Source organism: Blautia hominis (assembly GCA_002270465.1).
GTDB lineage: Bacteria > Bacillota > Clostridia > Lachnospirales > Lachnospiraceae > Blautia > Blautia hominis.
On record NQOF01000001.1, the window covers coordinates 708,255 to 734,680 of the forward strand.

The 26,426-nt window shown below is 47.7% G+C and carries 24 protein-coding genes; 4 read left to right on the forward strand and 20 right to left on the reverse strand.

Annotated features, from left to right (window positions below; translation table 11 throughout):
• Positions 1-125: 125 nt before the first annotated feature.
• Positions 126-986 carry an AraC family transcriptional regulator gene (locus tag CI595_RS03285; RefSeq protein WP_095171661.1) on the forward strand — a complete coding sequence of 287 codons (861 nt, stop codon included), beginning with the start codon at positions 126-128 and terminating at the stop codon, positions 984-986.
• Here CI595_RS03285 and CI595_RS03290 read toward each other — a convergent pair.
• The 5 genes from CI595_RS03290 to CI595_RS03310 all read right to left on the reverse strand — a co-directional run bounded on the left by CI595_RS03290 (position 983) and on the right by CI595_RS03310 (position 5,824).
• Positions 983-2,497 (reverse strand): AMP-dependent synthetase/ligase, encoded by a 1,515-nt coding sequence (locus CI595_RS03290; RefSeq protein ID WP_095171663.1) that lies wholly within the window; start codon positions 2,495-2,497, stop codon positions 983-985. The two genes, CI595_RS03285 and CI595_RS03290, sit on opposite strands and share 4 nt — an antisense overlap.
• A gap of 15 nt (positions 2,498-2,512) precedes the next feature.
• A complete protein-coding gene (locus tag CI595_RS03295) occupies positions 2,513-2,740 on the reverse strand; it encodes an acyl carrier protein (RefSeq protein WP_095171665.1) in 228 nt (75 codons plus the stop codon).
• A gap of 20 nt (positions 2,741-2,760) precedes the next feature.
• Positions 2,761-4,161: a condensation domain-containing protein gene (locus CI595_RS03300; protein ID WP_095171668.1), complete on the reverse strand. Its 1,401-nt coding sequence runs from the start codon at positions 4,159-4,161 to the stop codon at positions 2,761-2,763.
• Between the two features lie 20 nt (positions 4,162-4,181).
• Positions 4,182-5,219, reverse strand: coding sequence for an alpha/beta hydrolase (locus CI595_RS03305; RefSeq protein WP_095172365.1), 1,038 nt, complete (start codon positions 5,217-5,219; stop codon positions 4,182-4,184).
• Positions 5,220-5,299: 80 nt separating this feature from the next.
• Entirely contained in the window at positions 5,300-5,824 is a 525-nt protein-coding gene (locus CI595_RS03310; RefSeq protein WP_095171670.1) for an SCP2 sterol-binding domain-containing protein, read from the reverse strand.
• 147 nt (positions 5,825-5,971) lie between these two features.
• Here CI595_RS03310 and CI595_RS03315 point away from each other — a divergent pair, with 147 nt between their 5' ends.
• A complete protein-coding gene (locus tag CI595_RS03315) occupies positions 5,972-6,583 on the forward strand; it encodes a TetR/AcrR family transcriptional regulator (protein ID WP_095171673.1) in 612 nt (203 codons plus the stop codon).
• 61 nt (positions 6,584-6,644) lie between these two features.
• Here CI595_RS03315 and CI595_RS03320 read toward each other — a convergent pair whose 3' ends face one another.
• Positions 6,645-7,364 carry a class I SAM-dependent methyltransferase gene (locus tag CI595_RS03320; RefSeq protein ID WP_095171675.1) on the reverse strand — a complete coding sequence of 240 codons (720 nt, stop codon included), beginning with the start codon at positions 7,362-7,364 and terminating at the stop codon, positions 6,645-6,647.
• A 298-nt stretch (positions 7,365-7,662) separates the two neighbouring features.
• Between CI595_RS03320 and CI595_RS03325 the strand changes: the two genes are divergently transcribed.
• On the forward strand, positions 7,663-8,085 hold the full coding sequence (locus CI595_RS03325; RefSeq protein ID WP_095171678.1) for a MerR family transcriptional regulator: 423 nt from the start codon (positions 7,663-7,665) through the stop codon (positions 8,083-8,085).
• 35 nt (positions 8,086-8,120) lie between these two features.
• Here the strand turns inward: CI595_RS03325 and CI595_RS03330 are convergent, their stop codons facing one another.
• Genes CI595_RS03330 through iolG form a run of 3 tightly spaced genes read right to left on the reverse strand, consistent with a single transcriptional unit; the run spans position 8,121 to position 11,328 of the window.
• On the reverse strand, positions 8,121-9,479 hold the full coding sequence (locus CI595_RS03330) for an MFS transporter (protein WP_095171680.1): 1,359 nt from the start codon (positions 9,477-9,479) through the stop codon (positions 8,121-8,123).
• Positions 9,480-9,526: 47 nt separating this feature from the next.
• Complete coding sequence (locus CI595_RS03335) at positions 9,527-10,315, reverse strand: TIM barrel protein (protein WP_095171683.1); 789 nt, start codon at positions 10,313-10,315, stop codon at positions 9,527-9,529.
• A 2-nt stretch (positions 10,316-10,317) separates the two neighbouring features.
• Positions 10,318-11,328: an inositol 2-dehydrogenase gene (gene iolG, locus CI595_RS03340; RefSeq protein ID WP_095171685.1), complete on the reverse strand. Its 1,011-nt coding sequence runs from the start codon at positions 11,326-11,328 to the stop codon at positions 10,318-10,320.
• A gap of 709 nt (positions 11,329-12,037) precedes the next feature.
• On the opposite strand from iolG, the gene CI595_RS03345 reads away from it, so the two are divergent.
• Positions 12,038-13,081, forward strand: coding sequence for a LacI family DNA-binding transcriptional regulator (locus CI595_RS03345; RefSeq protein WP_243135088.1), 1,044 nt, complete (start codon positions 12,038-12,040; stop codon positions 13,079-13,081).
• A 694-nt stretch (positions 13,082-13,775) separates the two neighbouring features.
• Here CI595_RS03345 and CI595_RS03355 read toward each other — a convergent pair.
• The 11 genes from CI595_RS03355 to CI595_RS03405 form a co-directional block, all read right to left on the reverse strand.
• The gene (locus tag CI595_RS03355; RefSeq protein ID WP_095172367.1) at positions 13,776-15,116 is read right to left on the reverse strand and encodes an MATE family efflux transporter; all 1,341 of its coding nucleotides are present in this window, start codon (positions 15,114-15,116) and stop codon (positions 13,776-13,778) included.
• A gap of 480 nt (positions 15,117-15,596) precedes the next feature.
• Positions 15,597-18,083, reverse strand: coding sequence for a sialidase family protein (locus CI595_RS03360; RefSeq protein ID WP_243135089.1), 2,487 nt, complete (start codon positions 18,081-18,083; stop codon positions 15,597-15,599).
• Positions 18,084-18,087: 4 nt separating this feature from the next.
• A complete protein-coding gene (locus CI595_RS03365; RefSeq protein ID WP_095171689.1) occupies positions 18,088-19,200 on the reverse strand; it encodes a Gfo/Idh/MocA family protein in 1,113 nt (370 codons plus the stop codon).
• Between the two features lie 27 nt (positions 19,201-19,227).
• Positions 19,228-20,061 (reverse strand): carbohydrate ABC transporter permease, encoded by an 834-nt coding sequence (locus CI595_RS03370; RefSeq protein ID WP_095171692.1) that lies wholly within the window; start codon positions 20,059-20,061, stop codon positions 19,228-19,230.
• On the reverse strand, positions 20,061-20,948 hold the full coding sequence (locus CI595_RS03375; RefSeq protein WP_095171694.1) for a carbohydrate ABC transporter permease: 888 nt from the start codon (positions 20,946-20,948) through the stop codon (positions 20,061-20,063). The genes CI595_RS03370 and CI595_RS03375 overlap by 1 nt, the downstream gene beginning before the upstream one ends.
• Before the next feature lie 84 nt (positions 20,949-21,032).
• Entirely contained in the window at positions 21,033-22,373 is a 1,341-nt protein-coding gene (locus CI595_RS03380) for an ABC transporter substrate-binding protein (protein ID WP_095171696.1), read from the reverse strand.
• 137 nt (positions 22,374-22,510) lie between these two features.
• Positions 22,511-23,368, reverse strand: coding sequence for an AraC family transcriptional regulator (locus CI595_RS03385; RefSeq protein ID WP_187143994.1), 858 nt, complete (start codon positions 23,366-23,368; stop codon positions 22,511-22,513).
• Positions 23,369-23,538: 170 nt separating this feature from the next.
• Positions 23,539-23,991, reverse strand: coding sequence for a NanQ anomerase/TabA/YiaL family protein (locus CI595_RS03390; RefSeq protein WP_095171699.1), 453 nt, complete (start codon positions 23,989-23,991; stop codon positions 23,539-23,541).
• A 35-nt stretch (positions 23,992-24,026) separates the two neighbouring features.
• Positions 24,027-24,737, reverse strand: a complete 711-nt coding sequence (locus CI595_RS03395; RefSeq protein WP_095171701.1) for an SGNH/GDSL hydrolase family protein — start codon at positions 24,735-24,737, stop codon at positions 24,027-24,029.
• 279 nt (positions 24,738-25,016) lie between these two features.
• Positions 25,017-26,072, reverse strand: a complete 1,056-nt coding sequence (locus CI595_RS03400; protein WP_095171703.1) for a DUF5692 family protein — start codon at positions 26,070-26,072, stop codon at positions 25,017-25,019.
• Between the two features lie 11 nt (positions 26,073-26,083).
• Positions 26,084-26,425 carry a hydrogenase maturation nickel metallochaperone HypA gene (locus tag CI595_RS03405; protein WP_065542911.1) on the reverse strand — a complete coding sequence of 114 codons (342 nt, stop codon included), beginning with the start codon at positions 26,423-26,425 and terminating at the stop codon, positions 26,084-26,086.
• Position 26,426: the final 1 nt, after the last annotated feature.

The following is a 26,426-nucleotide window of genomic DNA, read 5'->3' on the forward strand; positions in this document are numbered from 1 at the left end:
ATATAATGGCAAAAAACAGGACAATATTCACCTTTTCCATAACTGTTCACCACCTTCACCGTTATGAAAAAAACTTATGCAGGATCATGCCAAGCAATGGGATGATCCACAGGCAGGAGGTACCTATGCATTATCTGGACTATAATGAAAAACAGGCTCACGGAACAGCAGATTTCCCTCTGGCCTATTACTACGTGGACGAACACCATCCCCGCTATCACATGCCCTTTCACTGGCACAAGGAGACGGAGCTGCTCCGCGTTCTGGAGGGACAGCTCCGCCTCAGTCTGGATGACAGGGAGTATGTGGTAAGCGCAGGGGAATTAATTTATATTGGGGAGGGCGTCATCCACGGCGGGGAACCGGAGAACTGTATCTATGAGTGCGCGGTTTTTGATCCTCAGCCTCTGCTCATGCACACGCACGCTGTGCGCCGTTATCTTTATCAGATCCAGCGCCGCCAGATTCAGATCCTCATGCGTTTCACCCAAAAACAGCCTGATATCCTTTCCCGTGCAGAAACTCTGTATACTTCCCTGCGCAAAAAAAGCTCCGGATGGGAAATGACTTCCCTCGGAGCGCTTTTTGAACTCTATGGAATTGTATTTGCCGGGGAATATTACACCCCCTGTGCCTCCGAAAACAACGCCGAAGGCAGGCTCCAGCAGCTAAAGCCTGTGCTGGAATATATGGAACTGAATTATCAAAACCCGATCACCTTGGATGACCTCTCCAGGCTGGCCGGCATGTCATCCAAATATTTCTGCCGTTTTTTCCGCGCGGTGATCCACAGGACACCCATAGATTACCTGAACTATTACCGCGTTGAACGGGCCTGCTATCTCATGGCTGCGGAAGGCATTTCCGTCACAGAGGCTGCCTACCAATGCGGATTCAATGACAGCAGTTACTTTGTCCGGGCCTTTAAAAAATACAGGGACATGACACCCAGACAGTATGTGCAGCGTTTGGGGAGATCCGGCTAATAGCGTTTTATTTTCTTGGAAGGTGTCTTCTCAAACTCTTCCTCCCTGATCTTCAAGCCGTGGATCTTTTTATAGGGAGGAAGGCCTTTGTTGAAGTTGTCAATCACTTCCTGCAGTTTTTCTCTGACATCTTTGATTCTTTTTTTAGCGGCATATTCATAATCCGGGAAGATTTCGGCCTCTATGACTGATTCTGTCTCCCTGACAATGATCTCTTTTACAAAAGGTGATCTGCTAATCTCGTTCTCCAACTCTTCCGGTGAGACATTTTCCCCGTTTTTCAGGATGATCAGGTTTTTCTTCCTTCCTGTGATGAACACAAAATCATCCTTGTCCACATACCCCAAATCGCCGGTTTTGAGCCATCCGTCCTCCAGGGTTTCCGCCGTCTCTTTGGGCATCTTGTAATAACCCATCATAACACTGGAGCCCCGCACCCAGATTTCCTCATCCACAACCTTTGCCTCACAGTTTGGAAGAAGTTTTCCCACAGACCCTTCTTTTGCATCCCATTCCAGGTTGGTGCTGATGACAGGGGAACATTCCGTCATACCGTACCCCTGTAAAACGGTAATACCATACTCGGCAAATGCCCCCACCATCTCCGGTGGAAGATAGGCCCCGCCGCTGCAAATGGTCTTTAAATTGCCGCCAAAAGCAGCCTTTGCCACCATTTTCTTTGGCAGGATGCCTGTGGATTCCTTCAGCTTTTTATAAATGGATTCAATCACCATGGGAACCAGAAGCACGATCTCGGGCTTGAACAGCTTCATGTTTTTTGACACATGCATGATAGAATCATTGATACAGATAACCATGCCGATATAGATCCCTTTCAGGATATCCATGGTAAAACAGTAGGCATGATGGATGGGAAGAAGCGTCATGGATACGGTTCCCGCCGGGATCTTCATATCCAGACAGGCAGCATTGTCGGTCAGATTACGGTGGGTGAGCATAACCCCTTTGCTCTTGCCCGTTGTCCCTGACGTGAATAAAATAGCACACAGTTTATCCGGATCCGGACTACAGGAAAAACTGCCTGTATGCATTTTCAGAAGCTCCTGCAGGGACATGACATTCTCTGTGTTCTCTTTTGCCTGCATGGAAACCATACACTTGATATCCGGGCATTTTTCTACCGCCATCTCAGCCACATCCCTGCGGAGTTCATCGTAGACCAGAACACTGATATCCGCCCGGTCCAGAAGCTCACAGACATCCGCCGCCGGAAGCTGCGCATCCAGAGGGACAATGACACATCCGCTGTTTGCGGCTCCAAAGTAAGTGATGATCCACTCATAAGTGGTTGGCCCGATGACAGCCACATGCTTTCCCAGCATCCCCATGTGGTCCAAAGCCCTGGAAAAAGCCTCGCTGTCCTTTTTTATATCCTCATATGTCTTTGTGATGATTTCTTTTCTGACTTTATAACGGATGGCAGGATTTTCCCCGTAAGTTTCCGCCGCATAGCCGATAATATCCTTCATGGTGTTGATCTGACCACTCATAATTCCCCTCCTGTTCTATTCCTTGAGACTCTCGATGTAGCGCATAGCCTCGCCCACGGTTCTGATCTCCGCAACCTCACGCTCCTCCACCTCGATATCAAAGGTATCTTCCAGTTCGCCTATCATGCTCATGAAATCATAAGACGTGAACCCCAGATCCTCCACGAATCTGGAATTTTCCGTAACCGTGTTTTTATCTATTTCCACATATTCACAAATCATATCTCTCAGTTTTTCAAACATCTCTTATCCTCCCTCTCCTATCAAACAGACTCTATGATCTCTCCCACTGTCATCTCCGGATTTTCCACACCTTTGAAAATGATCCGGCACAGGTAGTAATAGAGATACTGCAGGTCCTCAAAATGTACCACACCCGTCTGGTGTTCAAAATTAAAGTTCATGCCATTGTCCTCAGCCCTGTGCATAACTGTCAGGTAGAGGGCATGTGCCGCGGCACCGTTGCTGTACCAGGCGGATTTGTACCGGATATTCTCCAGGCGTTCCAGTCCCTTTCCCTTCAGGGTCAAAGGCTGGTAGGTCAGGCTCAGCGGTTCATAGGTCTGTCCTGATCTTAATTTATAATACTTGTTTCTGTACGCGTAAAAAGCGGTGGGGTCGAAGTTGGCATGGCGGAATATCTGGTTCTGTCCGTCCCTGATTTTTTTCAGGCCCTCCATAAACGTATCATTCTTTTCCACCACAGTGCGGAACGGGAAGCAGTGGATCCTGGTGCCCCCGCATTTCTTTTCAGACAAGGTAGCCCTCCTTGCCACTGTGGTGTTGATGGAAACATCATCATTGCCGTTCACCTTCTGCAGATATGTGCGCAGCCCCATCATCAAAAGGCACACCATGGAAATATGGTGCTCCTCACAGAACTGCATCAGCCGCTCAGAGGGGTCTGATTCCAGTTGGAATGTGATAATGTTGGCATCCACATTGTCGGAAACATTGGTAACTGCCCTTAAATCCGGGTTCTTTTCCCTTTCCCGTTCTGCCTCCAGTTTGCCCGGACCGAAAATGCTGTTGAAAATAGGTTCCGAGGAGGCGATCATCTTCTCAAAGAACTCGGTATCACGTTTCTTTGCCTTTGAATCCATCTCATATTCCAGGTCTTTTTCCAACTGCTCTATGTAGGATTTCATCTCCTTTGGATATTCCATGCCCTCATATTTCATGTTGGCATAAATCTCTATCACATCTTTTAAAAACAAGATCAGGGACTGGGCATCCATGGTCATGTGATCCACCAGAAGATAGATCCCCTGGAAACCATCCGGTGTGATGATCATGACCACCCGGTTCAGCGGGGAATCAAACCGTTCAAAGGGAACGGAAGTCCACTCTTTCATCTTATCCGCTGCATGGCACTCCTGCCATCCGGTAAAATCAAAGAATGCAATGTCTCTTACTTCCCTGTCGGCAATGTACTGATACACCTTGCCGTCCTCATCCTGCGTAAAACGCAGCCGCATGGACTCGCATCTGGCATACGCCTGGTAAATGGCTTCCTTCAGCGCACCAAAGTCCAGACTCTGCTGAATGGTCAGGCTGGTGCCGATATTCAATACCTGCTTTTTCGGGCAGTATTTCTGGTAGAAAAAGTGCAGCTTCTGTGCTGCAGTCAACGGATACAGTGGTTTGCCAAATTTCTCTTTCATATGTCAAACTCCTCTCTTATTTACACGGGAACCGCGTCCCCGGTGCTTCCCTCTCCCGTTACAGACGCCTCAGCGTCCCCGGTGCTTCCCTCTCTGATCACAGACTCCTCAGCCTCCCCTGCTGTCTCCAGAAACTCTGTCAGCTTCTGTTCGTATAGTGCCTGTTCTTTATAGAAAGCTTCCACGTGGCCTGCCCCGTGTATGATCAGCATGTTCTTTTTTGATGCGCAGTTTTCATAAATCTCATAACACATCCTGCACGGAACAAAGGTATCCGCATCCCCGTGGATAAAAAGTATGGGAACCTTTGCTTTCTTCACCTCCTCGGACGCGCTTAACTGCCGCAGTCCGTACCCCGCCTTTTTCCTGCACATGCTGTCCGAGATTTTCAGGATAGGATAAGCCGGTAAATGGTACTGGTCTTTCAGCACATGCTCAAATACATCCCAGGCGGAGGTAAACGCACAGTCGGAAACAATCCCTTTTACCTGCAAAGGAAGCTTCAAACCGCTTGTCATAAGCACTGTGGATGCCCCCATGGAAGTGCCGTGAAGCCAAATCTCACAGTCACTGCCAAAGCGCTCCTCCACATATTTGATCCAGAGAAACGCATCCTCCCTGTCCAGGCACCCGAATCCGATGTAAGTCCCTTCGCTGTCTCCATGGGCCCTCTCATCCACCAGAAGCATCTGATATCCTCTGGGCAGATAATAGTTGGACAGCCCTATGTAGTCACTCATACCTTTGCTGGTATAGCCGTGAAAACAGAGCACAAGCTTTTTGCCCCCCTGCCCCGGAAAATACGTTCCGTGGAGTTTCAGCCCGTCACCGGATGTAATGTACACATCCTCCCGTTCCTGTTTCAGCATCCACTCTTTCATCTTTTTAAGCTTCGGCATGTAAAGATCCCAGTTGGTGCCTGCCATATCCATAGTTCTCTTGGTTGTGGCTTTCTGCCGAAGCATGGTCCGTCTGAAAAAGTAAGACGCAATCCCATATTCCCCTGCAGCGGCCGCCGCTCCTGCTCCCAGTAACAAACTCCATCCATTCATAGATATTCCTCCTGTCTTCACGACTGTCCACACATCAGCAGTGCCCCCGCCCCTGGTTATCTGCCATTTGGTTATCTGCCATTTGGTTATTTGTTTTTCAGCAGTCTTTTGACCGGATTTTTGACTGTATTTGCCTTCGGCTGTATGATATCATCCGTCTTCACAGACACCGTGGTATCCGGTCCGGACGCGGCTTTCTTTTCTGCAGTTTTTTCTGCTTTTGCCTGCTTTATCTCAGTCTTCAGGTTTTTCTCCTCTGCCTTTTTCTGCTTTTTCTTTTCTCTGTTGGCCTGTTTTGAGAAGTTCTGAAGCAGCAGTGCCTTGTCAAAGCTGCCCTCCACCTGCAGTTTTCCCTGTGTGAATGCGGCAATAGCATCCATAGTGCCTCCCGCAATGCTCAAAAGTGTATCCGCTGTGGTTGTGAACAGCACATCCCTGTCATAATATTCGTATGGCTCTATGTACAGTTTCCCCTCTGAAACTTCCGCGTAAAAGGCACCTTCCGCCTCCCCCCGGATATCGAACTGATAGGCTATGTGTTCCTTGATCCCGCTCACATCCGCCTGCATAAAAATGTCTCTGATCTCACTCACTAATTCCTGATAAGTCATGTATTTTTTACCTCCATACATTTTTCGCCATTTTTCGACCACTGGTCGAATTTGGATTGTAAACAAGATACCACTTTTTCGACTGGTAGTCAAGTTTACATTTTTATGCTATCATGTTACTATTAAAAAAAATGGAGAAAAGGATTTATGCAAAACAATAGAAAAAAGGATATGATCCTGGACGCAATGCAGAGATTGATGAACCAAACCAGCGCCCAGTCCATATCCGTCAGCGATGTTGCCAAAGAAGCCGGCATCGGAAAGGGAAGTATCTACTATTATTTCAAATCCAAGGAGGAAATCCTGGAGGCCGTCATTGAGCGCTCCTACTCCGCAGCCATAGAGAAGGCCAAAAATCTGCTGGATGCCACGGATATGGACGCCCTGACCAAAATGGAAGTCATTTTCCGCACCTGCCGGGAGTCTTCCATGGAACTTCTCCGCCAGGAGTCAAACAACTTCTTTGAGCTCCAGCAAAGTGCCCTGCTGCATCAGCAGTACATACGCATTATGGTGAGAAACCTGCGTCCTATCCTGGCAGACATTATCCGCCAGGGCAACCGGGAGGGATCCATGCACTGCAAATCCCCGGAAGAAGTCTCTGAGATCGTCCTGATCATCCTCACGATCAAGCTGGACAACCATCTCACACGGGACAGCCGGGAACACACGAAAAAGACACTGGATGTCTTTACTTATATGCTGGAAACCAGCTTTCATATCGAAAAGGGTAAACTGGCCTATCTGTGGGAAGACTAGGGCCGGATCCCAAAAAAGAGTATGCAGGCCAGATCACGATTCTGTCCGCATACTCTTTTTTTTACTTACTTTTGACTGCTTCTATAAATGTTGCCCCTTCTATACAGTCCAGCACATTTACCTGGGAAAATCCCGCCTGCCGAAGAAGCTCTGTCTCATGCTCCAAGGTAAGGGGAATGTCAAAATGTACAAACTGCTCCTCCGAAATCCCTCCTGCCTTCCGTTTTCTGCCGCATTCCCTGCGAAGAAGCACTTCTTCCTCCTCACAGCAGGCAATATAGTCCCCCTCCAGAAATTTTCCTCCCGGCCTCAGCGCCGCCCGGATTTTTTCAAACAGCCCTCTCTTTTTTTCAGGCAGGAAATGATGCAGGGATTCAAAAGATATCACCATATCATAACCTGCCTCTTCAAAAGGCTCCTGAAGATAGTCTCCGCAGATGAGCTTTATATCCTTTTTCTCATATTTGCGCTCCAACTGTTCCAGCATGGTACTGCACATATCAATTCCCGTCACACAGATATGGGGATACTTCCGGAAAATAGATTCCAGTTCCAGCCCCGTTCCGCAGCCCAGATCCAATATGCTTTTTGTATCATTGCCTATCCAGTCAGCGATCCTTATATAAGCCTCCTTCCAGGTCTGCATATATTCCTCATACGTCCCGATACGCCGCTTAAAAAATTGGGACATCTCCTCAAGGGGCACATCTTTTTCCTGCTCCAGCCAGTCCCGCAGATCCTGCATATACTGCTCCCGGTCTTCTCTTATAACAACAGACATTCCGCCTTCCTCCTTGTATATGAATTTCTCTTCCCTTTTATTCTACAGGGCATTTCTTTGAAAATCCACCTCATACATCCTTCTATTTAAAGTTGATCCTCTCTCTTCTCTCCTTCAAATCCGCCGCGATCTGCCAGGCCAATGCCTGTTGGTCCACATCCACGATCCGAAAAGGAAATATGGCAAGCCATATTTTTTGTCAACCCCTGTTTTTCGTTGACCTGATGTTCCCTCCGGCGTTATACTGAAAGCAACAGTAAATGCGCAGACCTACTGAATCACAATGGAGGAATCATTCATGACCATCACGGAAGTAAGCAAAAAATACGGGTTAACCGCCGATACGCTCCGTTACTACGAGCGCATTGGCCTGATCCCCTCTGTTCCCAGAAATAAAAGCGGGATCCGGGATTACGACGAGGAATCCTGCCAATGGATCGAGCTAATGAAATGTATGCGGAAGTCGGGTGTACAAATTGACGCACTCATTCAATATGTCTCCCTGTTCCAGGAAGGGGACGCCACACTTGACGCAAGAAAAAACCTTCTCATTGACCAGAGAAACCAACTGGCAGAGCGCATGAAAGACATGCAGGCCTCCCTGGACCGGCTGAACTACAAAATCGAGCGTTACGAGCAGAGCATGATGGCCGCGGAACGAAACCTGCAGCGACTGCACGAAGAAAAGACCGCACAGGACGGGGACGGCAAAACAGCATAAAAATGCGGCAGAGCTTATTGCCCTGCCGCATTTTCCTATTCTTTTTTCATTTCCCGCTCCAGCAGGTCATGTTCAATCTGCGGATACATTTTATCCAGCTTGTACATCAGCAGAATCACAACCGCTGCTCCCCATACAATGATAGGACCAAACTTATAGATATTTCCAATCGTCCTTACAGCAGAGTCCGGCTGCATCACCTGTGTGCCTGTGGAGCTGATATAGCCGCTCACGGTCATAAGGCCTGTCATGATGGCACTTGTGATACCGGTTCCCACTTTGAAGCCCAGGCTTGCGCCGCCAAACACCAGGCTTTCCTGGCGGAACCCATTTTTCCAATAGCCGTATTCCACCACATCCCCCAGCATACCAAAGATTGTGGCTGAGAGCTGGGATGCCCCTACGGAACGGATAAGCGTCACGAAAAACAGCCATTGAAAATTATAAGGATTGACCAGTACCAGTATCTGGGAGCCCACCGCGATCAGACAGCCCGCCAGTGTGACATTCCTCTTCCCCCATCTTTTGATCAAAAACGGGCAGGCTGCAGCGCCTCCGATCATGCACACGGTTTCCAGGAAATACAGGGTGCTGTACATCCACGTGTCATTTCCGAAAATATATTTACAGTAATAAGGCAGGTCTGTTCCCACAATAGTCATATGGATAACCTGGATTGACCACAACCCCAGCACACACCAGAAATACTTATTTGTCACAAGAGCCTTTATATTCACCCCGACGGAACGCTTTTCCTCTTTTTTCGCCTCTGTGACCACCGTCTCCTCACACCGGAAGAAGCAGAACAGCAGCAGCACTACCGCGATAACAACCCAGATGCACATGGTCTTGATCCATGCGGACTGGTCATTTCCAAATACTTTCACAAGAGGCATGGTAAACGTCACGGAAATAATACGCCCCACCGGTGACAAGATCATGCGGAAGATAGAAAGCAGATCCTGCTGATAAGAATCCCTGGTCATCATGGTGGACAGGGAACCGTAGGGCACATTGATGGCTGTATAGATAACCGTAGTGGTCAGATTATAGGTGACGAATATGTATATCCCCTTCAAAAAATCCGTGGTGTGGGGCACTGTAAACATAAGGATCGCGGCTATGGCATAGGGAACCGTCATCCACAGGATCCAGGGTCTTGATTTCCCCCATCTGGATTTGGTCCTGTCCACCAGAAATCCCATGATAAGATCAGAACTGCCGTCAAATACTCTTGACACCAGCATGACAATACCGATAGTCACCGGTGAAATCCCCACATAATCTGTGTAAAACAATGTCAGCAGCGTGGATATCATACCGTACACAATATTGCAGGCCGTATCCCCGCATCCATAAGCTACCCTTGTCCCAAAGGTTATTTTCTTCTTCATAATGACCTCCCCGCCACATGATCTTCCATATTTTTTATATTATCTTTTCAGCATTCTTCCATAATAGCCTTCACAGCCGCCGCTGTATCATAAAGCGGAAACAGTTCATACCCCACATACCCCGTGTAACCGCATGCCTCCAGATGGCGCAGAACTTTTTTATAATTAATCTCACCTGTGCCCGGTTCATGGCGCCCCGGGGCATCCGCCACATGGATGTGCCCAAACTGGTCTATATACCTGGAAACCGTATCACAGATACAGCCTTCATTAATCTGCATATGATACACATCGTAGAGCAGTTTCAGCCTGGGCGACCCAATCAGACGGCAGATTTCTGCCCCCATCTGCGTGGTTTCCAGAAAATTCCCCACATGGTCAGTGGTAATATTCAGAGCCTCCAGGTTCAGACAGATCCCTTCTTTTTCTGCCACTTCCACACAGTCCAGAAGTGTGCGGTACATGGAGCAGAGCTTTGTTGTATGGGAGAGATTCTCATAATGATCTACCACAATCCCCCCATCGCCCAGGGCATTGGAATGGATCGTCACACTGGCTGCCCCTACAGTCTTTGCCGCCTTAACAGATTCCTTCAGATATTCCACATACTTTTCCCTGTGTTTCGGATCAACCAGGGAATAATCCGCATCCCCGTTAAATCCGCTGATGGCAATCCCCGCTTCTTTCGCTGCTTTTCCGGTATCCTCCAGATTCCGGATCCTCCAGTCCCAAAATTCCACAGCGTCAAAGCCGTCCTTCTTTGCTGCCAGAAATCTTTCCTCCCAGGGCAGTTCTGTATACAAGGTGTCAATACAGGCACATTTTCTCAGACTCATTTTCACTCTACCTCCTCAATTTTAACAGGTCTTCCCTCTTTCAGGGATTTTGTGGCTGCTGCTGCCATCAGAACAGGATACAGCCCGTCCATCCCGGTAACAGGCGTCTCCTTATCCTTCTCCACAGCCTCCACAAATGCCTGGATTTCTGATACAAACGCACCTGTGTAACGGTCCCACATGACTTTATATGTATTCTCACAGGTGGTACTTACGGCATCTGAAAGCACCACGGTATTGGGCACGTCATTTTCATTCCGCACACATCCCTGGGAGCCAAACACTTCCACCCTCTGGTCATAGCCATACACCGCTTTTCTGCTGTTGTCAATTGTGGCAATAATCCCATTGTCAAACTTCAGCATTACGACAGCCGTATCCACATCACCCGCTTCCCCGATAGCCGGGTCAATCAGCACAGAACCTGCCGCCACAACCTCCGTCACCTCAGCACCTCCAGCCAGAAAGCGGGCCATATCGAAATCGTGGATCATCATATCATAAAAAATCCCGCCGGACACTTTCACATATTCAATTGCCGGCGGCTCCGGGTCCCTGGAGCTGATCTTGATCATCTGCACTTTCCCGATCCTTCCATCCTGCACCATGTTGTAAACACCTCTGTGATTATGGTCAAATCTGCGGCAGAATCCAATCTGCAGCTTCACCCCGGCGTCCTCAGCCGTCCGGATCGCTTCCCTGACTTTTCCCAGGTCATAATCTATCGGTTTTTCACAAAAAATATGCTTTCCTGCCTTTGCCGCCTCCATAATATACCTGGAATGAGTATCTGTGGAGGAACAGATCAATACCGCTTCAATCTCCTCATCCTGCAGAATATCCTCCGCATTCTTCGTCACATTCCGTACACCGCATTTTCTCAGATACTTCTCTGTCTCCTCATTCATAAAAGGGTCTGCCACGATCTTGATCTCCACCTCCGGTACAAACATAGAAATATTCTTCGCATGTACCTTTCCGATTCTGCCTGCTCCAATAATTCCTGCTTTCATCTCAATACTCCTTTACTCTCCATTATTTTGCTATTTATTTTGTTTTTCCCACCCGCTGTAACTCTTTCACAGAGCCGTCCTTCCGCACACATCTCTTGTTATTGCGCCGGCATCCATTTACATTGCTGCTTAAATTTAGATTGCTGTTTAAATTTTCATTGGCTTAAATTTTCATCGCTTCTTAAATTTTCATTGCTGCCTAATTTTCATTGCTGCTTAAATTTTCATTGCTGCTTAAATTTTCATTGCTGCTTAAATTTCCATTGCTACTTAAATTTTCATTGCTACTTAAATTTTCATTGCTGCTTAATTTTTCATTGCTGCTTGATTTCATTGCTGCTTAAATTTGCTTTACTTCCCGGATTGCATGCATTGCTTCTTCTTTGATCACTACACTTTTCTATTTTGGTATATACCTTGTGCTTTTGCATATCATGTGCTTTTGCACTTACAATTATAGGAAATCCACAGCGTTTTGTCAACATTCTGCCTCTCTTTTTTTCATCTTTAGCAACATTTCACAATTTTGTGCTTTTGAACATGCCATTTTATCAGTCCTCCTGCCTCCCATCATTGTTAAACTTAACCAATTCCCCTATTTACAACCCACTTCCCCATATGATAAAATTCATTTATAAAACATCACACACTGAAAACTTCACCCCGTGCAATAGCACGTACACATAGACATAAAGAAACAGGAGGAAACATGATAAATAAAAAACCAACCATACAGATGGTTGCCGACAAAGCAGGTGTATCCCGTGGAACGGTTGACCGTGTTCTCAACAACCGTTCCCACGTAAGTCCTGATGTATACGACAGAGTCATGGCCGCCATTCAGGAAACAGGCTACCTCACACCCCGAAGCACATATCAAAAAACCCTGTTCGGCCAGGGTTTTCCGCCGATCAAGCTGGGTGTGCTTTTACCCAACTGGACCGGTCATTTCCGCTGGGAAATCATGCGCGGCATAGAAGCTGCCCAGGCAGAGCTTACAGACTTCCATGTAAAAATCCTAGTTGAAGAATGTGAAACCGACATACCGGAGGAAAGCATTGAAAAACTGGACACTCTGCTAAAAGAAGGCATTCAGGGCGCTGCGGTCTGCACCATGAACGACCCCGCCATTGAACAAAAGATCCAATCCCTCACCGAAAATGACATTCCTGTCATCACCTTCAACAGCGACCTACCCGGCACAGACCGGCTCTGCTTCATCGGTCAGGACTACAACAAAAGCGGCCGTATCGCGGCCGAACTCATCAGCAAATGCATCCCCGCCTCGGGCAAGATCCTAGCCGCAGCAGGCAACCTGGAGTTTGACGGCCACCGCGCCCGTCTGGACGGTTTCCGAACCCGCATGGCCGAGATCGGTTTCCCCCACGACCAAATCCAGGTCATAGCAACCTACAACAACTACCAGCTCACCTACAAAAAAGTCCTCACCGCCCTCCAGCAGGACGACACGATAAAAGCCATCTACATGGCCAACCGCAGCGTAGCCGGCTGCACCAAAGCCGTGGAAACCGCCCAAAAAAAAGGAGAACTCCGTATTATCTGCCATGACATGTCAGAACACACGAAATCTCTCCTCACTGATGGAACCATAGACTTCTCCATCTCCCAGGACCTCCACCGCCAGGGCTACCTCCCCCTGATCTACCTAAGAGACTACCTACACAAACAAAAACTCCCCCCCACCCAGGACACCGCCGCCAACATCTCCATCCTCTGCTCCCAAAACCTCTAAACCGGCCTGTCCCCCAGTAACTCCGCCCTATAACACCCTCACCACTTAGTAACCAAACGCTTCATAACCATAACGCTTCATGACCAAAACGCTTCATGGCCATACCACTTCATGGCCATAACGCTTCATGGTCATACCACTTCATGGCCATAACGCTTCATGACCAAAACGCTTCATGGCCATACTGCTTCATGAACATACCACTTCATGGCCATAACGCTTCATGGTCATACCACTTCATGGCCATAACGCTTCATGACCAAAACGCTTCATGGCCATACCACTTCATAACCATACCGACGTAACATACCAAATGAACGCTCCCATCCTCCCGTTCCCACCACCAGTCACTATAGATAGGAGGCCGGAGGGCTGGTCGGTCCGTGGGGCTTCCTCCCGGGCAGCATTCCGCAGGAGGCTTAGACCTGCTTAGTAAAAATGGAAGTCCCAGGCAAGGAGAAATTCCGGTTACCAGCCGGAATTTCAGGACAGTTGAGCTGTTCAGCCATAAAGGCTGGACAGCGGTTCTGTCCGGTGCCTTGCCTGGGACTTCCATTTTTGCTTAGCAGGACTTGCCGACGGAGGTGCTGTCTGGGAGGAAGCCCCACGGACCGACCAGCCCTCCGGCCTCCTATCTATAGTGACGTCCGTGAGCCACCTTCATCCGTGATCCACCTTCATCCGTGCCCCACCTTCATCCGTGAGCCACCTTCCGATTCACCCAAAAGAAATACCCCACACACAAAACGATCTGCACCGCCGAAGAACAAGGCGTCGCCAGCCCCACCCCAAACAGTGAAACCGGCACCATCCGGCTCATAAGAAACGACACCGGAATCCTCACCCCAAAAGCGCCCACGATCCCCTGCACCATCACAAACAAAGTCTTCCCGCACCCATTAAAATACCCAATCATACAAAACATCACAGAAACCAGCAGACAGTCAATGGCATACGCCTTCAGATACTCCGCCGAAGCCGCGATAACCTCCCCGTCCCTGGCAAAAACCCCGGACAGAATATCCCCATGGAAAAATGCCCCATAAGCCATCAAAACACCCACGGCCACAGACATCCCAATCCCACATAACAGCGCTTTCTTTGCCCTTCTTGTTTCTCCGGCACCCATATTCTGGGATACAAACGCCGCCATAGACTGATTAAACGCTGACGGCACCAGCATAATAAACCCGCACAGCTTCTCCGCCACACCCACTCCGGCAGACGGGATCACCCCAAGGGAATTGACAATCGCCGTGATCGCCAAAAATGAGATCCCCACCAGAACATCCTGAAACGCAATAGGAAATCCCAGCCGGAACACTTCCCCCATACGCTTCCTGTCAAAACCAATATCCTTTTTATGAAAGACAAAGGGAAACTTCCTCTTCCTGATGATCAGCAGGGAGATCACCACACTCAGCACCTGCGCAAGCACAGTGGCAATCGCCGCCCCCGCGGTGGCAAGCTCAAAGACACCCACCAGCAGCAGATCCCCCGCAATATTAAACACACAGGCGATCGCCACTGTAACAAGCGGCATCTTAGAATCCCCAAGCCCTCTGAAAATACTGCCGATCACATTATACGCCACTATAAAAAGCGCCCCTGCCGAGCAGATCCTCACATAAGAAACCGTAGCTTCAAATGCCTCCGGGGGCGTCTGCATGATCTTGGCAATAGGCACAGCAAACACTTCCATAAGAACCGTTATCACCACACCGATGACAATAAAAAGCATGATACTGGCGCCAATGATCTTTCCGCCTTCCTCTGCTCTCCCCTCACCGATCTTTCTTCCCAGAAGAATGGTGGTACCCATGGCGATCCCCACCACAAAAGCCGTGATAAGCTGCATCAGCCAGCTTCCTGTGGAGACTGCCGATACATCTGCTGCCTGGGCAAACTGCCCTACAACCAGCATATCCACCGCCCCGTACATAGTCTGCAAAAATATAGCTGCAAGCACCGGCAAAGCAAATTTAACCAGGGGCATCAGGATCTTTCCCTTTGTAAAATTCTGTCCTTCACTCATGATATCTTTCCTCTCCTGTATGTACAGCCTTGCATGAATCCCACAGTCATCATCACCCGCTGTCCGCGCCGGGACCGCGCCCGTAAAGCTGGTCATAGACACTCTATGAAGTCGCTTCGCACACACCTCTGACGCGGATATCAAGCACTCTTTACCGCAAGATAAACACAACGCTGTACTGAATTTTCATTTTTACCGGAAAAAAACCGGATAAGAAGCAGGCATCTCAGCCAGCATCTTATCCGGTTACCATTTCTTTACGAATGGTTCACCTCCGATGAACGCTGTCATTATATAACATGACTTTTTATTTGTCAAGATTCATAAGTCAACCGATCTTAATGTCATAAGTCAACCGATTTTAATGATACATAAGCCAACCGATTTTAATGATTCATAACTCAGCCGATTTTAATGATTCATAAGCCAACCGATTTTAATGACCGGCGAAGGATCCCCGATACAGGATTTTGCTCAATTTTACTGCCCAATCAATTCATCTATTGTGAATCTCTCATATTTCAGTATGTTCTTTAAATGCAGTTCATTTCGTGACCAGGAATCATATTTTTCATACAGCAGGCCAATCTCGCCGCTTGGCAGTTCTGTCAGACAGGAATAGGAATACCCCATCTGCGGATCGTCAATGGCATAGCTATACTTCCATTCCACAGAATATTTATTGACCCCTGTTTCCCCTGTGTCATTGATCAGACCAACCCAGATCTTACCGTTCTTCCGGCCCTCTGTGGCGTTTGGTGAAGACAGGATTATGGCCGGTTTTCCGTCAACAGGTTCAGAGTAATTGATAACGGACAACTGTGTGCCGTAAGAAGTTGTACTGATCCCTGTCAATGGGACTCTGTCGCTCCAAGTCTCTCCTCCGTCAACGCTTGTGACTTCCGCAATATAACCGGAGCCTGTGCGCAGATATGTTTTTAAGGAGCCGTCCGGCATCTCAACGATCTGTGCTTCTGCTGTGGCGCCGCCTGTCCGGTCATCCGCCTCCACATAAGTCCAGTTATCCCCATGGTCATCACTGTACATAAATCCAAGCTCTGCCGAAGATTTGGAGTACAGGGGAACCAGCAGCCTTCCCGCGTATTCACCTGTTGTTATCTGCTTGCCGACACCGGGACCCACTACTAAAAATTTAGACTCCTCAGGCTTAAAGGTACTGACAATATTCAGGTCAGACCATGTCTCTCCCTCATCATCCGAATATCTCATGGCAAGATAATTTGTTGGAAACGCCTTAAAAACGGAATCCTTATAAAATATGTTCATATTTACATTTACATCCGTCTGGGTCTCCAAAAGAGTCGAACCTTCAAAATTATAATCATACTGTCTGCAGGTCAGATTATTTCCGTTCTGGTAAAGATCATATTCCCCGTCTACCGTGTATTCGGTTGGCTCACCTGTGGCATCGTTATAGATAACACCGTCTTCACGGACAGAATAATTGTAAACACCCGCTCCATCTTCATGCCATCTGAGCTTCAGATATTTTTTGCCGTCTATCTCCTTAAAACCGGACCCTACAGAGGCATTGGAGCTGCCAATTCCAGCGGGCATCAGATCCGCAAAAAGAAATACTCTTTTCGTTTCCTTATCCTCCAGCAATACAGGGTCAATATAAGAAGCGCTCCCCTGGATCTGTACATTCTTCCCTACAGAATCCCTGGGCCAGTCTATATTTTTTGCCACGTAATCCTCAAACTTTAACGGCAGTGTGGGCTCTCCCCATGTATTTCCCCCGTCTGTGCTCTTGGCAAACGCAATATTAATCTTACTTTTGGAGTCATGGGTTCCGCCATATCTGGCATCTGCCGCAGCCAAAACAGTCCCGGAATCCAACGTCAGCAGGGAGGGTATCCTAAAATAATTGGATCGTGTAGCGTCCCCCGCGTAGAAAATATTTTCTGCGTAAGCCGTCTCTCCTGTTGTCCCGATCAATTCCTCATCAGAGAGGACATCACTGTATATTTTGATGTTTCCTATGGTCCCTCCAAAAGGATAAGCCACACTGCCCTGACGCATGGTTCCTCCCAAAGTGACGTTGTCCACTCCGGTAATGTCACTGATAAATTTAAAATCATCCTCGTCCAATACCGCCAGCAATTCTCCGTTGGCGAACAGCTTATACTGTTTATTTTCCGCATCCGCCTTGAACGCAACCGTATTAAACACTCTTTCCCCCTTATAGAGGCCGCGGACTGCTGCCGGTCTGTCAAGGGTATATTTAAACACTCCATCCGTATTTCTCAGCTCCATACCCACACCACCGGAACTTGTCACATAGATATGGAAATGTCTGTTCTGGTTCCCTGCCGTGCTGTTTCCCACACTGAACAAAGACTGAATGGCATTTTGGCTTGTGGATTGATAAGAAATAACAATGGTACCCTGAGTTAACGCTTTTACAGATTCCGCTCCCTGCTCTTCATCCAGACGATATCCCTGTCCTTCCCGGATCTCTATATTATCCGCTTCTAAAACAGGCGTTCCCATTGCTGTTTCCACAAGCTCTGTGTTCCCGGTTTCCTGCTCTGTCCCTGCTTCTTGCAGTCCAGTATTTTCCTGTTCCTCGGCTGTCTCTGCTTCTTGCAGGGCTGCATTTTCCCGTCCCTGTTCTGTCTCTGCTTCCTGCAGGCCAGTATTTTCCCGTCCCTGCTCTGTCTCCGCTTTTTGCATGCCAGTATTTTCCCGTCCCTGCCCTGTCTCTGCTTCCTGCAGGCCAGTATCTTCCTGTCTCTCTGCTGTCTTTGCTTCCTGCAGGGCTATATTTTCCCGTCCCTGCCCTGTCCCTGCTTCCTGCAGGCCAGTATTTTCCCGTCTCTTTGCTGTCTCTATTGCTGTTTCTGATAAATTCCGGCTGTCCACTGCTGCATATACATTGAAGGAAGCAGCACAAACTGCCGATACAACTGCAAATACAACGATTCTTTTCCTGAATTTATACATACCTTTAATCTCCTATTATTTCACTCAACTGCACTTTGCGGTTCTCATATCTGGACTTGGTACATGCATCTGCCGTTGCGATGGCTGCTCTTGCTGCCTCACCTGTCAGCAGGGGTCTGAACTCATCATCGGCTGTTGCTCCGTGCATGATCCCATTTAAATATTTCATCTCATTTTTCATAATACTGTGCAGCCACATAGGCGGTTTTTTGCCTGGTTTTCCATACATAATGGCCCCATCCATCTCGGTTCCGTGATATATCCTGGTGCGGTCATCATCCTCTTCCCGGGATTCATGCACCAGAAAATGCTCCTCTTTTCCGTCCACTTTCAAGGTCCCTCCGCAGTCGCACATATCAATACGGATAGCCCCCTTTGTACCCTGGACCAGCACATAATGTTCCGGCCAGTGGAAGGCTGAACCCCACTCTAATACCGCGTAACGGTTGTCGGGAAACTCCATATTTACAAACAGCATGTCGTCCTCATCACCAAATTCATCTCCTTGATGGGCAACATTTCCCCCTGTCATGGTGACTGTTTTCGGCATCCCGCCCATCAGGAACTGTACACAGTCCAATTCGTGAATATGGTGATACAGATGCCCTCCTGATTTTTCCCTGATTTTTTTCCAGGAAATGGTTGGCTGCGGTTCTTCCCAGCCGTTTCTGGCAGAATGACAGTACAGAACTTTTCCGATCACGCCCTCATTGATCAGCTTTTTGGCGTAGCGCACGCCCCGGAAGAAATTCATAACATGTCCTGCCATAAAAGTAACGCCGTGCTGCTGGCACGCTTTTACCATCTCATCGCAGTCTTTATAGCTCAGTGCAATAGGTTTCTCACAGAAAACATTTACTCCGTGTTCCGCTGCTTTTATGACCGGCTCTTTGTGCAGATAATTAGGTGTTGCCACGATCACTGCGTCCACATCCTGACGGCTGTACAGGGTATCTAAATCTGTTTCCACATCACATCCCAGTTCTTCTGCCACAGTCTGCGCATTTTCCGGGTCAAGGACCGCCACAATTTTGGCGCCTTCCTGTTCTTTCATAATACGTCCAAGCTCTGCACCGAAATAACCGGTTCCCACAATTGCGTATCCTATTGTTTTCATATCCATTACCTCCAAATATATTCAGTATTATTTTACCGCTCCATCCGTCATGCCGCCTGCGATCTTATTCTGGATGAACATAAAGAAGATAACAGACGGAACTACCACCAGGGCGGAGGCTGCCATCATATCTCCCCAGTTAAGGATCTCAGAACCCTGAAGGGATTTCAGCGCTACGGACACAGTCATTTTATCTGTGCTGTTAATAAGAATCAAAGAATACAAAAATTCATTCCATGCGTTAATAAATGTATAGATGGCGGTTGCCACGATCCCCGGCATGACTAGGGGAAGTACGATCCTCACAAAAGTCTGGACCTTATTGGCCCCGTCCACTCTTGCCGCCTCCTCAATACCCAGGGGAACGGTTTTGAAAAAGCCTACCAGCATCCACACCGCATACGGCACACTGAAGGAGAGATACACAATGACAAGGCCCACTCTGGTGTTGACAAACCCCAGCTTTGCCATAACCATGGAGTATGGGATTGCCAGCAGGATTGGCGGAAACATGTACGTTGCCACCAGAACCTTTGACATAATAGAGCCCAGCTTCGGAAAGAATCTCACGATCCCATAGGCCGCCATGGATGAGATCACAATGGCAATACAGGTGGTGGACACCGCAATGATCAAACTGTTGCTGATATTTCCCGCGAAGCCCAAATCCTTGATCACATGGACAAAGTTTTCAAGGGTAAATTCTTTCGGCAGAAAGCGGGTTGGATTTGCCGTCAGTTCTCCTGAGGATTTTACGGAACACAGTAAAACCCACACTAAGGGGAAAAAGGCAATCAAGGACAAAAGGATCAGGTATACATGACAAAGCCCATTGCCGATCTTTTCTTTTCGATTCGTCATCACTTGTCCTCCTTTTCCCATTTTCCGATAATTGTAAAGTAGATCACACAAACCAGCAGCAGGAAGGCCAGCAAGAGCATGGTAACTGCAGATGACCTGCCCAGAAGTTTGGTTCCCCAGCCCATATTGTAGGCATAAATAGGTACCGTGGTTGTGGCATTTGCCGGACCGCCGCCTGTGAGAAGGTAGATAATATCAAAGTTGTTGAATACCCAGATTGTACGAAGGACCACCAGCAGACCAACCACGATCTTAATATGGGGCACTGTAATATGCCAGAACTGCTGGAATTTGGAAGCGCCGTCAATCTGAGCCGCCTCATACTGGTCCTGGGGGATCGTCTGCAGCGCGGACAGCACATTTACCATGATCATAGGTGCTCCAAACCAGACATTGATCAAGATCAATGTCAGAAACACCAGGCTGCTGTCACTTAAAAACTGCGGGAGTTCACTGCAGATGCCCAACTGGACAAGAATATTGGGAAGGAACCCTGAAACACCGTTCAGTATCCACTTCCAGGAAAGTGCGATAACAATGGAGGGAAAGGCCCAGGGAATGATCATGAGGGTTCTGTAAACACCTTTTCCGATCTTTACCCGGTTGATCGCCAATGCCGCCGTAAACCCAATAAACAACTGTCCCAGCAGGGAACCTACTGTCCAGAGTATGGATGTGAAAAATGCCTTATAAAAATTAGAGTCCGATAAAACCGCTTTATAATTTTCTAATCCTATAAAATCATATGTCGCTTTAATCAGATGCTTGGTGGTCATACTGTAATATAAACTGGAAAAGATCGGATATATGAGCAGTATCCCCACAACCAGCAATGCAGGAAGTACGAAAATCCAGCGGGCATAATCAAATTTTACTTTTCTATTCACTAAAATGCCGCCTTTCTTAGGGATGGGACTGCCCGCTTATGTGGTGGGTTGGGCAGTCCCCGGTAACATGCTATGTATTCAAAATCACTCTACAGTGCTGAATACCTCATTCAGTTTGTCCTCTGCTGCCTGTGCAGCCTCTTTTACATCTGTTCCGTTTGTGATAATATCCTGGAACATGCTCTCTATGATTCCCTGGGACGTGAGAAGGCCTGCCTGGACACTTGGTCCCTGTTCAAATCCTATGGCGGTTCCCATGTCCATGGCCTTAGTGATAACATCTACGGCATTGGAGAATTTCTGTACCGTCTCATTCTCTTTGTATTCTGCTGTATCTGCAATCCCTGTAATGGATGGCAGCATTCCCACCGGGGTTGCTTCCAGGAATTTGATGTAGGTATCCTTCTCGTATAACTTTTTAATAAATTCCTTACATATTTCCGGATGCTCTGAGTTTTGCCACACCACCATAGGGATATTGGAAGTTTCCGCGCCATAGTCCGGATCATCTGCATTTATCTTTGGAAGAGGCGCACAGTCAATCTGGTCCACTAGATCAGGAGAGTTGGTCTCAACACCGCCGATCTGGAAACCGGAGTTAAAATCAAAGGCCGTCTTTCCCTGGTAAAACAGAGTTGCCTGGTCTAACACCGCATAGTTTACAGAATCCTTGGGGGAACAATTATTATAAATATCCAGCCAGTAATTAATACCATCAATAGCCAGGTCACTGGTCAAGTCTGCTTTCAGGTCTTCCGTAAGAAGGCTCCCGCCGCCGCTTCTCACATAGAAGTTCAGGAAACGGGTTCCCATAAGATCATTGGAACCGCAGGGGAAAGAACAGCCATAGACGCCGTCTTTCGTAAGTGTTTTGGCTGCCTCTGCAAATTCATCCCAGGTTACAGGAACCTGGAGACCTGCTGCCTCCAGCAAATCTTTTCTGTACCACATAACCTGCGCGTGGGAATACAGGGGCAGGGAATAACAGGTACCATCTTTTTCTCCCTCTGACAGAGCGGTCTTTGAAAACTTATCTCTTCCTATGTCGTCGATCAGATCATCCAGGGGAACCAGAGCCTCTGCATCCATCATCTCCACAACATGTCCGGGCAGCGCTGTACTCATATCCGGCACATTCCCTGAAGCCAGGCCCGTGGTCCACTTCGTATAAAAATCACCCCAGGAAAAAGTCTCGATGGTGATATTCACATCCGGATTATCCTTCATAAACTGGTCTGCCGTCTCCTGTATAACCTCCAAACGGGGCCCCTGTGTAAAAGAATGCCAAAAGGTAATGTCACCTTTCAGTTCCCCTGTTTTTGCTGTTGTCTGTTCACTTTCTGTACTGCCGTTCTGTCCGCATCCTGCGAGCATGGCGGAAACTATCATCGTCCCCACTAACAATATTGCCAAATTTCTTTTCATAAAGCTCTCCTTTCTGCTCACTTTGATTCTATTTTTGATATCGGCCGTATCAATATGTTAATGATAGGTATATTTTACCTATTTTTTTTGTGTACATCTACTAACCAAACGCTCAATAATAGCACTGGACACTTATCTTATTCTCTTGCCACCCTTCTATATTGATTGGGCGTAAACCCAAACGCTGACTTAAATTCCCTGATAAAATAATTGGCATCCTCATACCCCACCTCATAGGCAATGTCATTGATATTGTCATTGCTTACCAAAAGAGCTCTTGCCGCAGTGGTAAGGCGGATCTCCCTCACATATTCCATGGGTGTTTTCCCCATATTTTCTTTAAAAAGGCTGCTGAACCTCTGTTTGCTCAGTTCCGCCATGTTTGCCATTCGTTCGGGAGTGTATCTTTCTTTCGGGTGCAGGACGATATAATCTGCCACTATCTGAACCCTTGAATCAATCTGTTTCTTGGTTTTCATGGCTCTTTTTTTGATTTTTTCCAAATCATACTCCGCGCTTTTAATCTCCCCTTTCTCTCTGTCTATTTTCTCTCCTCTGACAGAAAGGGAGCCTATGAGCAGATCCAGATATCCACGCACAAAACACTTTTTGGCTGTGTGTTCTGTTTTCACCCATCTGTAAATCTCTCTGAAAAAACTGTCCTCGCCCATATTTTCCGTAACTCTCGGTATTCCGTAATACTCTTTTAAAACATCCTCTCCCTCATAAAAAACAGAGGTAGTAAAACGGATACTGAAAAATTCAAATGTATCGCTGAGTGCATGGCAGGACATACTGCACCCGCTGGGTATGTACACGATCTGGTTCTCTTCCACCAGGATCTCTTCATTATCAATGCAGAATTCTGCCTTCCCTTTCACAATATAACGAAAAATATTATACGGAATCACTGATTCCGGGTATACCCATGTTCTTCCCATGGAGTACAGATCAATGTAAAGAAACGTAAAACGTATATTGTCAATCACTGACATGCCGTAATCCCCCTTGTATCCTTTTATGCATCCGCTTTCTGCAATAAATAAGACAGCTATCAGTGAAGATACTTTTATCTATCTGCACTTTATAGCTGCCCGTCCCTTCTCTTACTCTGTTAACTGCCCGCTTATTCCGTACCTTCCCAGTCACGGACCAATGGCCGTGTTCACTGCACGCGTATCTTCACCACCACTTTTTCTATCTTCTCCGGCTTATCCTCCATCATTGCCACCATATGGGCATCACTGGGATAGCACACCATAAAATCACCCGGTTTCAGCAGACTGTGTCCGGACGCACGGCCTTTATAAAACCCGATATCCTTATCCGCATCATAGGGCACCGTCTCATCCAGTGATCTGACATCCGCTGTGGCGATCCTCTCTTTTCCTGACACAATGTAATGTAGATCTATGTACTTTTTATGCGCTTCATAAATACATGCCTCCTCCGGTTTTGATGTGAAGGAAACAGGATTGCAGAAAATTTTATGTTCAGCGATCACGGTGTTGGGGTGAGGAAGTTCTCCCCGGTGCAGGCCCTCCAAATAGCACAGAACCGTATAGAGTGTTTCATACTCTCTGTAGTTTTCCTTATTCCTGATAGAATCAAAAATCATGGTACTTTCCTCCTGATATTTTTCCCTGTGTGATATTACAGATTGATCTTGTATTGATGCAGCGTATTCTTCAAGACTGCTGCCATAATTTCATACCCTCTTGCGTTGGGATGCAGACCGTCATAAGTAATGCCCCCCAGCAGCTTGTCCGTTCCCGGAAAGGTGGTGGTGAGATAATAATTTACATATATAAGCTTTTTCCTTCTGGCTGTCGCCGCCAGCCATGCATTCATCTCTTTGATATATCTTTTTCGGACCGCTTCATTTAATGATACCGGAATGTGTATCGGCAGCAGGGAGGTGAGGATCAAAGTGGTATCCGTACTTTCTGTCTGGCGTATAATATCACTTATATTTCTCTGGGCGGCTGTAAGGACCTCCTCATAGGGTGTCGGTTCCAGCCTTCTCCAATAGTCCCCTTCCAGTTCAATGGAATCATTAATGCCAATGCCCATTATGCAGTACCTGGGTTTTAACTGCAATGCATCTGCATAAAACCGCCTTTTCAGATATTCCGTAGTGTCTCCGCCGATTCCCCTGTTCACGATCAGCTGCCCCGGCAGATTAAAATATGCATTTAACTCCCAGTAATGGGTGATGGAGTCCCCAATGAACAGGAAGTCCGGCTTCTGGTCCGTATAAATAAGAGAGTGATTTTTAATGTCAAATTCTTTCCTTCTGCTGTCCGCTGCTGCAGTCCTGGTAAAATACTCCGGCCTGGCATATCCCTCGTTCGTTGCAATCATGTGCCATCCCTCCTTCTCTCCTTTGCACGAAGTCACCTGCTTTTCTTAAAAATTATAGCAAAATGCTTCTGATTTTAATATGGAGTATACACTCAAAAATAGCACAATATGCTCATTTCCAATACGGAGGACCTGTAAATCCCCGCAAAAAAAGACCGCCAAAAGGTTCCTTTCAAAGAACCTTTTTTGGCAGTCTTCCAATTGCTGGGCACACCTGTTATTCAGATGCTTTATTATAGCAGATTTTGATTCTGCTGTCTATTTCTTCTCCTGTAAAAGTCAGGATCTTGCCAGCGCCTTGATCTTCTTATATGACGGCAGATCCAAGTACAGGTCTGTCTTATACGGATTCCGTTTTGTCTTGCGGATATGCAGGATCATATAGACGAATACTCCTATATTTGCAAGCAGTGCAAGAAGGCTCACAACAAACAGTGCCGTTGTGCTGGGATTTGCTGACGCAAGCTGGTAAATGCCCGGCTCCACCAGCGCGGTATAACCGTCCGCCGCCACATACCCCTGGGAAACCGCGGCATCTGCAATGGCTTTGCTGGATGTGGAATGTACCATCCACCGGCTGGCGTCCTGGAAAGCAGGCACGGTCTGGGCGAACATACACCACAGTGCCAGCGTGTGGGCCCTGTGCTGCAGCCAAGCTCCTTTTCCCACTGTAAACGCACATACGGTAGGCGCCAGCAGCAGGGCAAACCCGCAGTACCAGGCATGTGTCGGCAGGCAGTTGTACGTGTATGCAAAGTTCCACAGATCATAGGCTACGATCCAGAACCACATCATATCCGGCCAGAGCATATCTTTGCTTCCATCCTTTTTCGTGACTGCCCGGATGCAGATGCCAAACCATCCTGTAATGGTGATGATATTCAGGATCCCCGCAATGCCGTTCATGTAATTCCAGGCACCGCCGATATAATACTGTGTCTGGTTGTTGGTATACTCCATGACCGGAGTCACATATCTTCCAATCTCAAAGTCCCGAAGCACAGCTTCACAGATATTGACTGCCAGGATCAGAGGCGGAAAACACAGGGCGATCCGGTTGGATGACAGTTTCTTCACATGCCGGATGCACCAGAAACCAATACAGCCCGCAGTGGAGGAGTACACCTTTGCCAAATGGAACCAGTCCATATACGCCGTATCCTTGAAGGCTGTGAGCCACAGGATCGTCAGCACCACCGGCAGGATCACAAAGGCGGAAAAGCCCACCCACTTAAATCTTCTGGTCACCTCATTGAGCGCAAAGAGGCTTACGAACACACACAGCCACACAAGCAGTACCAGCGCTGTGGGAACACCCTCATAAAATGCAAACATACCCATTCCCCCTACTTACATAATATTTCTTTGATCATCAGGTCATTTCCCGATAGGATCTCCATTTGCTGCCCCTCACAGCCGGGGCAGCGCATATCATACTCCATGGCATTGAAGACCCTACCGCAGTCCCGGCACTTTACCATACCGGGCACCACGCAGACCTCCAGTTCGGTCTCCTCCATGGAGGTCTTATATCTGGCGGCAGGCCAGCACTCTTCCAGATATCTGGGCACAACTCCGGAGAGTTCCCCCACATCCAGAACGATCCGTTCCACCTCTTCTGCCCCTTCCTCCCGCACCACATCCTCAATGGTGTGGATCATGGCATCCAGGATTCCCAGTTCGTGCATA